The sequence below is a fragment of the Mycobacterium sp. genome (genome assembly GCF_025933915.1).
Taxonomy (GTDB): domain Bacteria; phylum Actinomycetota; class Actinomycetes; order Mycobacteriales; family Mycobacteriaceae; genus Mycobacterium.
In genome coordinates, this window is sequence record NZ_JAICZA010000013.1 from 38651 (window position 1) to 49568 (window position 10918).

Annotated in this window: 9 protein-coding genes and 1 pseudogene; 2 read left to right on the forward strand and 8 right to left on the reverse strand. The window is 69.2% G+C overall.

Translation table 11 applies throughout. The annotated features are described in order from the left end of the window. The first annotated feature begins 16 nt into the window (after positions 1-16). Positions 17-1321 (forward strand): pyridoxal phosphate-dependent aminotransferase, encoded by a 1305-nt coding sequence (locus tag Q0W90_RS03630; protein ID WP_297596954.1) that lies wholly within the window; start codon positions 17-19, stop codon positions 1319-1321. Between the two features lie 32 nt (positions 1322-1353). Then, a complete protein-coding gene (locus Q0W90_RS03635; protein WP_297773195.1) occupies positions 1354-2619 on the forward strand; it encodes a YibE/F family protein in 1266 nt (421 codons plus the stop codon). Here Q0W90_RS03635 and rfbA read toward each other — a convergent pair. From rfbA to Q0W90_RS03675, 8 genes and pseudogenes are all read right to left on the reverse strand, one after another. Then, complete coding sequence (rfbA, locus tag Q0W90_RS03640) at positions 2561-3436, reverse strand: glucose-1-phosphate thymidylyltransferase RfbA (RefSeq protein WP_297596950.1); 876 nt, start codon at positions 3434-3436, stop codon at positions 2561-2563. The genes Q0W90_RS03635 and rfbA overlap by 59 nt on opposite strands. A gap of 25 nt (positions 3437-3461) precedes the next feature. Next, entirely contained in the window at positions 3462-3836 is a 375-nt protein-coding gene (locus tag Q0W90_RS03645) for a nuclear transport factor 2 family protein (RefSeq protein ID WP_297596948.1), read from the reverse strand. Positions 3837-3865: 29 nt separating this feature from the next. Then, a complete protein-coding gene (locus Q0W90_RS03650; protein WP_297773198.1) occupies positions 3866-4621 on the reverse strand; it encodes a maleylpyruvate isomerase family mycothiol-dependent enzyme in 756 nt (251 codons plus the stop codon). 41 nt (positions 4622-4662) lie between these two features. Beyond that, complete coding sequence (locus Q0W90_RS03655) at positions 4663-5991, reverse strand: UDP-glucose/GDP-mannose dehydrogenase family protein (protein ID WP_297773201.1); 1329 nt, start codon at positions 5989-5991, stop codon at positions 4663-4665. Positions 5992-6088: 97 nt separating this feature from the next. Then, a complete protein-coding gene (locus Q0W90_RS03660; RefSeq protein ID WP_297596943.1) occupies positions 6089-7489 on the reverse strand; it encodes a hypothetical protein in 1401 nt (466 codons plus the stop codon). Between the two features lie 532 nt (positions 7490-8021). Continuing rightward, a complete protein-coding gene (locus Q0W90_RS03665; RefSeq protein WP_297773204.1) occupies positions 8022-10073 on the reverse strand; it encodes a hypothetical protein in 2052 nt (683 codons plus the stop codon). Between the two features lie 130 nt (positions 10074-10203). Next, the gene (dcd, locus tag Q0W90_RS03670; protein ID WP_297596942.1) at positions 10204-10776 is read right to left on the reverse strand and encodes a dCTP deaminase; all 573 of its coding nucleotides are present in this window, start codon (positions 10774-10776) and stop codon (positions 10204-10206) included. 14 nt (positions 10777-10790) lie between these two features. Then, positions 10791-10918 (reverse strand): annotated as a pseudogene (locus tag Q0W90_RS03675) (IS110 family transposase); the annotation flags it as partial.

A 10918-nucleotide genomic window follows, 5' to 3' on the forward strand; every position in this document is an offset into this window, starting at 1 on the left:
CTGTCAGCAAATTTCAGTGGACAGTGATGGCACCATTAGTGGTGTGACCACCCATCAGCTGCCGCACCAGCTGCCACCGCACCCGTCGGCTCATCACCGGCCGCAGCGTACTTTCGCGCAGTCGTCGAAGCTTCAGGACGTCCTGTACGAGATTCGCGGACCGGTGCACGCGCAGGCCGCGCGGCTGGAAGCCGAGGGGCATCGCATCCTCAAGCTCAACATCGGCAATCCGGCGCCGTTCGGCTTCGAGGCGCCCGACGTGATCATGCGCGACATGATCCAGGCGCTGCCGTACGCCCAGGGTTACTCGGACTCACAGGGCATCCTGCCCGCGCGCCGGGCGGTGGTCACCCGCTACGAATTGGTCGACGGATTCCCCCGCTTCGACGTCGACGACGTCTACCTGGGCAACGGTTGCTCCGAGCTGATCACGATGACGCTGCAGGCCCTGCTCGACAACGGCGACGAGGTGCTGATCCCGTCGCCCGACTACCCGCTGTGGACGGCGTCGACCTCGCTGGCCGGTGGCACCCCGGTGCACTACCTGTGCGACGAGACGCAGGGCTGGCAGCCGGACCTCGCCGACCTGGAGTCGAAGATCACCGACCGCACCAAGGCGCTGGTGGTGATCAACCCGAACAACCCGACCGGCGCGGTCTACAGCAGCGAAGTCCTCACCCAGATCGTCGAATTGGCGCGCAAACACGAGCTGCTGCTGCTCGCCGACGAGATCTACGACAAGATCCTCTACGACGACGCCCAGCACATCAACCTGGCCTCGCTGGCGCCGGACATGTTGTGCCTGACCTTCAACGGCCTGTCGAAGGCCTACCGGGTGGCCGGCTACCGGGCCGGCTGGCTGGCGATCACCGGGCCCAAGGACCACGCCGGCAGCTTCATCGAGGGAATCAACCTGCTGGCCAACATGCGCCTGTGCCCCAACGTCCCGGCGCAACATGCGATCCAGGTCGCCCTGGGCGGCTACCAGAGCATCGACGACCTGGTCCTGCCCGGCGGCCGACTGCTCGAGCAGCGCGACGTCGCCTGGACCAAGCTCAACGAGATTCCGGGGGTGTCCTGCGTCAAGCCGGACGGCGCGCTCTACGCCTTCCCGCGGCTGGATCCCGAGGTCTACGACATCGACGACGACGAGCAGCTCGTCCTCGACCTGCTGCTGCAGGAGAAGATTCTGGTCACCCAGGGCACCGGCTTCAATTGGCCGGCACCAGATCACCTGCGCATCGTGACGCTGCCGTGGGCCCGCGATCTGGCGGCCGCGATCGAGCGGCTGGGCAACTTCCTCGTCGGCTATCGCCAGTAAGCACCCAGGAAACCGCCTCTACGGTGGAGCGGGTGACGCACTCCCACTCGCACAGCATGCCGCCGGGCCCGTCTGCCGTTGATCCGTTGCCCGCCAGGATCGTCGTCGGGCTGCTGATCGCGATCGGCGTCGCGGTAGCCCTCGGCGCGATCGTGTTGTGGCCCAGTCGACAGCGCGTCGACATTCCGATGCCGCTGCAGAGCGCGTCCGGCGGCGCCGTGAGCACGCAGGCCGGGCACGTGCTGTCCAGCGAGTTGGGCGACTGCGGCAGCCCGTCGGTCAGCCAGGTTCTCACCGGCCCGCCGCAGCCCGCCGTGCCGGGCGCCGGGCGCTGCGTGTTGACCCGGGTCGCCATCGATTCCGGACCGAACGCGGGCGCCGGCACGCTGCTGGAGTCCTCCCCCGGTCCCGGCCAGCCGAAATTCGCGGTGGGCGACCACATTCGGATCGTGCGGCAGGTCGACGATCAGGGCGCGACCAGCTACGCGTTCTACGACTTCGAACGTGGTTGGGCGCTGGTCGGTTTGGCGATCGCGTTCGCGGTGGTGATCGTGGCCGTGGCGCGCTGGCGCGGGCTGCTCGCGCTGGTCGGGATCCTGGTCGCCTTCGTCGTGCTGGTCATGTTCCTGCTGCCGGCGTTGCGGGACGGCGCGCCCGCGATACCGGTGGCGCTGGTGGCGGCGGCGGCGATCCTCTACGCGGTCATCTACCTGGCCCACGGAATCAGCCTGCGGACCAGCGCCGCACTGCTGGGCACCCTGTCAGCGCTGCTGTTGTCCGCCGGATTATCTTGGGCAGCAATACAACTGACACACCTCACCGGGCTGTCGGACGAACAGAACACCACCGTCAGCGCATACCTGGGCAATGTGTCGATCGGTGGCCTGCTGCTGGCCGGCTTCATCATCGGGTCGCTGGGTGTGCTCAACGATGTGACGGTGACCCAATCCTCGACGGTGTTCGAGCTCGCCCGCCTCGGGGGCTCGCGACGGGCGACCTTTGTGGGCGCCCTCCGGGTGGGTCGCGATCACATCGCCAGCACGGTCTACACGCTGGTGCTGGCCTATGCCGGGAGTTCGCTGCCGCTGCTGTTGCTGTTCAGCGTGTCCAACCGCTCGTTGACGGACGTGCTGACCGGCGAGAGTGTGGCCATCGAGATCGCCCGCTCAGCGGTGGGCGGGATGGCGCTGGCGCTGTCGGTGCCACTGACGACGGCGATCGCCGCGGTGCTGGCGAAGCCTAGTGAAATCGGCTCCGCTCCAACAGGTCCAGCAGATAGCCACCGTAGCCGGACTTGAGCAGGCTGTGCGCCCGCTCGGCCAGCTGATCGTCGGTGATCCAGCCCTGCTGCCACGCCACCTCCTCGGGCACGCTGACCTTGAGGCCCTGCCGCCGTTCCAGCGTGCGCACGAAGTCGCTGGCGTCCAGCAGCGAGTCGAACGTTCCGGTATCCAGCCAGGCCGTTCCGCGGGCCATCACCTCGACCGAGAGCCGGCCCCGGCTGAGATAGATCTGGTTGACCTCCGTGATCTCATACTCGCCGCGCGCCGATTTCTTGAGGCCCTTGGCGATTTCGATCACGTCGTTGTCGTAGAAGTACAAACCCGGTACCGCGTAATTGGATTTCGGCGTCTGGGGTTTCTCTTCCAGTGACAGCGCCAGGCCGTCGTCGCTGAATTCCACGACGCCGTACGCCGACGGGTTGGCCACCCAATAGGCGAAAACAGCTCCCCCACTTATGGTTTGGAAGCGGCTCAAGCTGGTGCCCAGCCCGGGGCCGTAGAAGATGTTGTCTCCCAATACCAGAGCCACCGTCTCATTGCCGATGTGATCGGCACCCAGGACGAACGCCTGGGCCAGGCCGTCGGGCCGGTCCTGCGTCACGTACGTGATGTTGACGCCGAATTGCGAGCCGTCGCCCAGGAGTCGGGCAAATCCGGGCGCGTCATGCGGGGTGGTGATCACCAGGATGTCGCGGATGCCGGCCATCATCAGGGTGGTCAGCGGGTAGTAGACCATCGGTTTGTCGTAGACGGGGAGCAACTGCTTGCTGATGCCCGTGGTGATCGGATGCAGGCGGGTGCCCGACCCGCCGGCCAAGATGATTCCGCGCATGAACAGCTCCTACTGCCTGATGGTCCTAGTCGACGGCGTCGGATTCGGTGAGCTCGGTGGCCGCGAGCGCCGACGCCAGGCTGTCATGCCGGAACACGGAGGTGACGTGGTCGCGGACCACCCGGAACGTCAACGCGGTGTTGGCGGAAGCCCCCGGATCGTCGGTGCCGCTGAGTTTTTGTTCGACGGCCACGACGCCGTCGTGCACATACATCCGGCCGAGCTCCGTGGCGGCCCGGTGCGAGGCGGCCCAGGTGCGCAGCGCCTCGTGGCCCTGCGCGGCTCCGTGCGCGTCGCCGATCTCGATGTCGTCGCTGGATAAGGAGGCCAAGGTGTCGATGTCCGCGGCGTTGAGGGCGTCGTGCCATGCCAGAACGGTGGCGATCTCCGATGTGGTCATGGTGTGCAAATTACCGTGCGGCCCCGCGACTAGAGAGGCGTACGGTCCAACCAGCGCTCCCACACGGCATCGTCGCCGAACAGTTCGACGCCCGTGTCGGCGAGCGGTCGCCGGCGCAGGATCGCCAGCAGCAGCTCGGTGGCGCCGCCGCGCAATGCGGCGCTGCCCTTGCCGTGCTCGTGCGACCAGGTGATCCGCCGCCCTTCGACGGCGGCCGTCCACTCGCCGGCCTCGCCGAGGCCGGGATCGGTGGCGTGCAGGTGCAGGGTGCTGCCGTCCTCGAGCGGCAGCGGCGCACCCTGGCCGCCCGCCTGGATCGCGACCCGCTCCAGCCATTCGGTGATCCCGTCGGCCGCGATGTCGGGTTCGAGGGTGAAATCGCTGCCCAGCGCGATCGCGGCGTCGGCACGATGCACGGCCACCTCGTGCAGCCGGCGCCGGATCCACCAGTTCGCCGGGCGCGGCCCGAGGAACGTCCAGACCGGTGTTTCGACCCCGGTCAGCTCCACGGCGTCGATGAGGCGCTGGGCACCGCCGTGCAGCCAGGAGATCGCGTCGGCGGGATCGGGCGGCGGCTTGCCGCCCTCCACGGTGCGGGGGTCGAGGTAGTCATCGGGGCGCTCGCGCACGATCTGCGCGGCCCAGCGGTCGCCGCGGCCGACGTGGCGCAACAGCTGCCGCAGCGTCCAGCCCGGGCAGGTGGGCACCGGCGTGGACTCGTCGACACCGTCGAACAGCTCCGCGAAAGCCCGGTTCTCGTCGAGGAATGCGCCAGCATAGTCCACGCCGGTCAGGCTACTCGCCGGGGTTTTGGGGCCGCCCGCCGTCACTCCGGTCGCGGCGCGCCGAGGCGGTAGACCCGCCAGCCCGCCCGCCGCCAGCGGGCCACGTCCAGGCAGTTGCGGCCGTCGACGATCACGCGGGCTCGGACCCCGTCGGCCAGATCGTCGGGATCGAGCTCGACGAATTGCCGCCACTCGGTGAGTACGAGCACCGCGTCCGCGCGTTCGCAGGCCTCTTCGACCGAGACCGCGTAGTTCAGCGTCGGGAACAGGCGCTGCGCGTTGTCCAGGGCCTTGGGGTCATAGACGTTGACCGCGGCGCCGTTGAGCTGCAGTTGCCCCGCGACGTTGAGCGCGGGTGAGTCGCGCACATCGTCGGATTCGGGTTTGAACGCCGCGCCGAGCACCGCGACGTTGGCGCCCAGCAGCGAGCCGCCGCATGCCGCGCTGGCCAGTTCCACCATCCGGGTGCGGCGACGCATGTTGATGCTGTCCACCTCCCGCAGGAACGTCAACGCTTGGTCGGCTCCCAGTTCGCCCGCGCGTGCCATGAATGCCCGGATATCCTTGGGCAGGCAGCCGCCACCGAAACCCAAACCGGCGTTGAGGAATTGGCGTCCGATCCGGGGGTCGTATCCGAGCGCGTCGGCCAGCAGGCTGACGTCGGCGCCGGCGGCCTCGCAGACCTCGGAGATGGCGTTGATGAACGAGATCTTGGTCGCCAGAAAGGCGTTGGCGGAGACCTTGACCAACTCCGCGGTTTGCAGATCCGTCACCAGGAACGGCACTCCCGCGTCGAGCAGCGGGCCGTACAGTTCACGAACGGCGGCCTCAGCACGCATCGAATCCTGTTGTATGCCAAGCACAATCCGGTCCGGGCGGAGTGTGTCTTGCACCGCGTAGCCTTCGCGCAGAAACTCCGGATTCCAGGCGATTTCGACGTCGACGCCGCGCGGCGCCAGCGCGGCCGCGCGTTGGTTCAACTCGGCCGCGGTGCCCACCGGAACCGTCGATTTACCGACGAGCACCGCCGATGTCGTCAACCGGGGCACCAGCTCGTCGATGACGGCATAGACGTGGCGCAGGTCGGCGCCGTATTCGCCCTTCTTCTGCGGTGTGCCCACGCCCAGGAAGTGCAGGTCGGCGAAGTCGGGGGCCATGTCGTAGTCGGTGGTGAAGCGCAGGCGGCCCGCAGCCAGGTTCTCGTTCAACAGCTTTCGCAGGCCAGGCTCGTAGAAGGGGATGTCACCTCCGGCGAGCTTGGCCACCTTGCCCGGGTCGATGTCGATCCCGAGGATGTCGTGTCCCAGCGCCGCCATCCCCACCGCGTGGGTGGCACCGAGGTAACCCGTGCCGAACACGGTGCATCGCATACCTCTGGTGTAAGCGGCCCCGATGAGCTAACCGCATCGTCGGGCTAAGCGGGAGGCAAACGGTAGATGACGGGTGGCCGCCGATCGCCGGGCGGTATTACAGCCCGGGAATGCCGGGGATGCCGATGTGTGGGCCACCACCGCCGAATCCGCCGCGACCGTGGCCGCCGCCGAATCCGCCGCGACCGCGGCCGGGGAAGCCGTCGTCGCCGTGGTCCCCGTGGCCTCCGCCGCCACCGGGGCCCCACCCGCCGCCGGGCGGTCCACCGATGCCCGGTATCGGCAACGGGATCGGTACCGGAACGGGTGCCACCGGCGGCGGTGGTGCGGGCGCCGGAGCGGCCGGCACGGGGATCGGAGCGGGCGCGGGAGCTACCGGGGCGGGCGCCTCGGGAACGGGCGCCGGCGCCGGGGCCTGCGGAGCGGGTGCGGGAGCCGCGGGTGCCTGAACGGGAGCCGGAGCCGCGGGCGCCGGGGCGGGCCGGGTGGGCGCGACGACGACGTTCTCGTTCGGGCTGGGCCGCACGTCGGCCGTCGGGCGGATGGCGATGGCCAGGGAGACGACCAGTGCCACCACGCCGATGACGAAGACAGCCGCCAGCGCACTGCCCACCAACTTGAACGAGTTGCGTCCGCGATAGTCGGCGTCGACGAGCTCGGTGGCGGCGGTCTGCGTGCCGGTAAAGAACTCGTCCGGGTCGTCGGGCACGGCGCTGTATGCCAGGGCATCCGCGCCGGCGGCAGCGGGTGCGTCGAAGTAGCCGGGTGCGACGGCGAGCGGGTTGATCGCACCGGTGCCGGGGTCCTGCGCGTACGCCAGTGCCGCGGTGGACGACGCGAACAGCGGAGCATGGGCCGACGCCAGGGCCGCGCCCCGGGCCAGTGCCGTCTCCGGTTCCTCGGCCGCCGTCAGCGGAAGGGTGGTCGCCGCCTCCAGCGCGGGCTTGATCAGCGGGATGTCGATGCCGGAGCCGACGACGAATACGGCGTCCGGGCGGGTCTCCATGTTCGCCGCGCCGGAGACCATCGCGGCCAGTTCGGCCACCGCCGCCTCGTCATCCTCGGGGAGCGCCTGGCGCCGGACTTCGGCGATGGATCCGTCGGCGCTGTCGACGACGGCCAGCGTCGCGGTGTCGGGCTCGATGTACAGCAGCGCCGTCTGCGCGTAGTTGGTGCGGTGGCCAACCGCCTGGGCCAGCGCGGCCGCGGCCAGAAAGGCCGAGACCAGCATCACATTTTCCACCTTGTGGGCGGCGAGCTTGTCGCGCAGCGCGGCGGCCTCGACCGGGTCGGTGAACGTGACTCCGGTCGACGCCAGTTGGTAGCCGCCCTCCGCCGCGCCCTGACGCGTCCCCAAGATGGCGGAGACTACCTGGTCGGAGGCGGTGACGGTTGCCGCATCAGCGGCCGTCGTGACATCGAAATTATCTTCATCGACGGTGGCACCGTCGCCGTTTTCCCCCTCGACCAGCACCATCCGGACTGCGGTCGGGGCCATCGACACACCCAGTACGGTGTCCAAAGCTCCTCCAATAGTCGGTTGCTAGCCATTCGCGGTGAGGGCGCCGCCGCCGCACGAGATGATGGCGCGCGGGGTCGCTGAGTCCCCACCGTTATTCCCCTAGTGCCACGATTTTACGCGCGATCGGCGGGCGGGGGGCGGGCCGGGACCGTCCGGGGCCGGGCTCCGGGACCGAGATTTCGGGCCCCACCTGGCGATGCAGCCAGTCGTCCCAGTGTTCGTGGTCGCCGGACTGCGGCGAGGGTGCCGGAGGCGCTTCGGGCGGTACCGGCGCGGGGGCCGACGGCGGGGCGGGCCGGCGGCGGGCGGAGGATTCTCAGGTGCAACGACGTTCGTGCCGACGTCCGGTGGTTGGTGCGTGTGCGGGCGGCTAAAGAAGACCGGTGCCAGGGCCGCCAACACATCGCGCAGGTGCCGCCGTCTTGACCGGGTCGGTCCAGCTCACCCCACTCGATCGGAGCTGGTAGCCGCCCGGGCCGCCGGCTGTGGGGTGTCTGGCACGCCGCGGTTATTTGTGCCCGCCGCCGCCGTGGCCGCCACCGAAGCCTCCGCCGCCGCCACCGTGGCCGCCGCCGCCAAAGCCGCCGCCGCCACCGTGACCGCCGCCAAAGCCGCCGAATCCGCCGCCGCTGTGACCGCCGCCGCTAGGGGCGGGAGCGTGGCCACCACCAAACCCACCGCCGGGGGCAGGAGCGTGGCCACCGCCAAACCCGCCGCCGGGGGCAGGCGCGTGCCCACCGCCAAATCCGCCCGGACTGCCCGCGCCAGGAGTCGAGACGTGGCCACCACCAGAGCTGCCCGCGCCAGGAGTCGGAACATGTCCACCACCAGAGCCACCCGCGCCAGGCGTCGAGACGTGGCCGCCACCAGAGCCGCCCGCACCGGGCGTCGGGACATGGCCGCCACCCGAACCGCCCGCACCAGGCGTCGGAACATGTCCACCACCCGAGCCACCCGCACCAGGCGTCGGAACATGTCCACCACCCGAGCCACCCGCACCAGGCGTCGGAACATGTCCACCACCCGAGCCACCCGAATTACCCGCGCCGGGGGCCGGAATGTGGCCGCCATTCGAGCCGCCCGACCCACCCGAGCCCGGCGTCGGCACGTGCCCACCGCCGGAGTTACCGGGATTGCTCGGCTTGGGTGGGGTGACTTCGCCGGGAGGCGTTTGGTGCGGCGGGGACTGCGGAACGGTGCCGCCCACCTTCGGGGGCGATGGCGGCTGGGGAACGCGCACCGGCGGCTGGGGCAGCACCGGTTGAGGGACCGACACACGCGGCGGGGCCTCGAACAGCGGGGGGCTCACAACCGGGTTGGGAATCGGGATGCGGACCGGCACCGGAACCGGCACCGGTGGAACCACAACGGGAACAGGGATCACCGGCGGCGACGCGGGCATGGGAGGGGCTGCCGGTGGCGGAACCGCGGGCAGCGGCGCGGCGACCGGGGGGTTCAACGGCTTGGGTGCCGCCACGGGAGCGGGCAGGCTGATTTTCGGCTCCGGCGCGGACGCCTGCGCCGGGGCGGGCGCCTGCTCGGTGGGAACGATCAGCTGCTGGTTCGGGGTTGGCTGCAAAGCGACGGTCCCCGTCGAGCGGATGCCGATCGCCAACGCGATCTCGAGCGCCAACACCGCGCTGATGGCGGCCACCGCCAGCCCGCTGCCGACCAGCAAGGCCGGCCGCCGCTGCGGCTGACTTGCTTCGGGAAGGAAAAGCCTCTCGATGACGACGGTCGGCGAATCGGCGTCCTCATCCCCCACCGCGCTGTAGGCGAGTTCGTCGTCACCGGGCTCCGGGCCGAAGGGGACATAGAGGTATTCGGGCAGGGAGTACTGATCGACCGCGCCGGTACCGGGGTCTTGCGCATAGGCCAGCGCGGCGGTCGAGGACGCAAACAGCGGGGCGTTCGCCGACGCCAGCGCCGCCCCGCGGGCCAGCGCCGTCTCCGGCTCCTCGGCCACACTCACGCCGAGGGCCGTCGTCGACTGCAGGGCCGGCTTCAACGGAGCGACATCGATGCCCGAGCCGACCAAGAGCAGCCCGCCCGGCGGTGATTCCAGCTTCTCCAGCCCGGCGACCATCGCGCCGAGCTGCTCGGCGGCAGCGCCGTAGGACTCGGCATGGATCTGCTGTTTGTAGACGTCCGGGATGGAACCGTCGGAGGTCTCGACGACGGCCAGGGTCGCGGTATCGGGCTCCACCAGCAGCACGGCGGTGCGTTCGTAACCCATTGCGCCGCCGACGTTTTGCGCCAGCGCCGCCGCGGCAAGAAAAGCCGACACCAGCATCACGTTGTCGATCCGGTGAGCGGTCAGTGCGTCGCGCAAGGCGGCCGCTTCGAGTTGATCGGTCCACGTCACCCCGATCGATGACAGTTCGAGGCCGGCATCGGCGGCGCCCTCGCGGGTGCCCAAAATGGCCGAGATCACCCGGTCGGGAGCGCTCGTGGTGGCTGCATCATCGGCGGCGGTGACGTCGATCGCGTCCTCTTCTACCGTGGCGCCGTCGGCGTATTCGCCTTGCAGGACGACCATTTGGATTGACGACGGTGCCATCGACACCCCGAGCACGATATCCAATACAAACCCCTCCAAAGGTATTGCACGACGGCCATGGCCAGGCGGAGGTAAAAACCATGACTAACTAAGTATCGCGCAGAATGGGGGCGAGAGGGTCCCGCAGAACCTATGTAGACGATATGAAGTTCTGGTAGGAGCGCGACGGCGTGGGCCCTCGCTGGCCCTGGTACTTCGAACCCACTCGCGAACTGCCGTAAGGATGTTCGGCCGGGCTGGTCAACCGCAGGATGCACAGCTGACCGATCTTCATCCCCGGCCAGAGCGTGATCGGCAGGTTCGCGACGTTGGACAGCTCGAGGGTGATGTGACCGCTGAAGCCGGGATCGATGAAGCCGGCCGTCGAGTGCGTCAGCAGGCCGAGGCGGCCGAGCGACGATTTACCCTCCAGTCGTCCCGCGAGGTCCTCGGGCAAGGTGATCAGCTCCAGCGTCGAGCCCAGCACGAACTCGCCGGGATGCAGCACGAACGGCTCCCCCTCGACGGGTTCGACCAAGGTGGTCAGCTCGTCCTGCTGCTTTGCCGGGTCGATGTGGGTGTAGCGGGTGTTGTTGAACACCCGGAACATGCAGTCAAGGCGAACGTCGATGCTGGATGGCTGCACCAGGGCGTCGTCGAAGGGGTCGATGCCCAACCGCCCGGCGGTGATTTCGGCCCTGAGGTCCCGATCGGAGAGCAGCACGCGTTTCTCCTATGTCAAGCCGCTGCCGTTTGGCAAGGCTGAGTTCGGTTTTGGTGGTCGGTGTGTAGGTGGTGGAAAACGACGCGGGCCAGGCGACGTTTGAGGCAGCGCAGCGCTTCGGTGCTGGAGTCGCCCGTGGCCA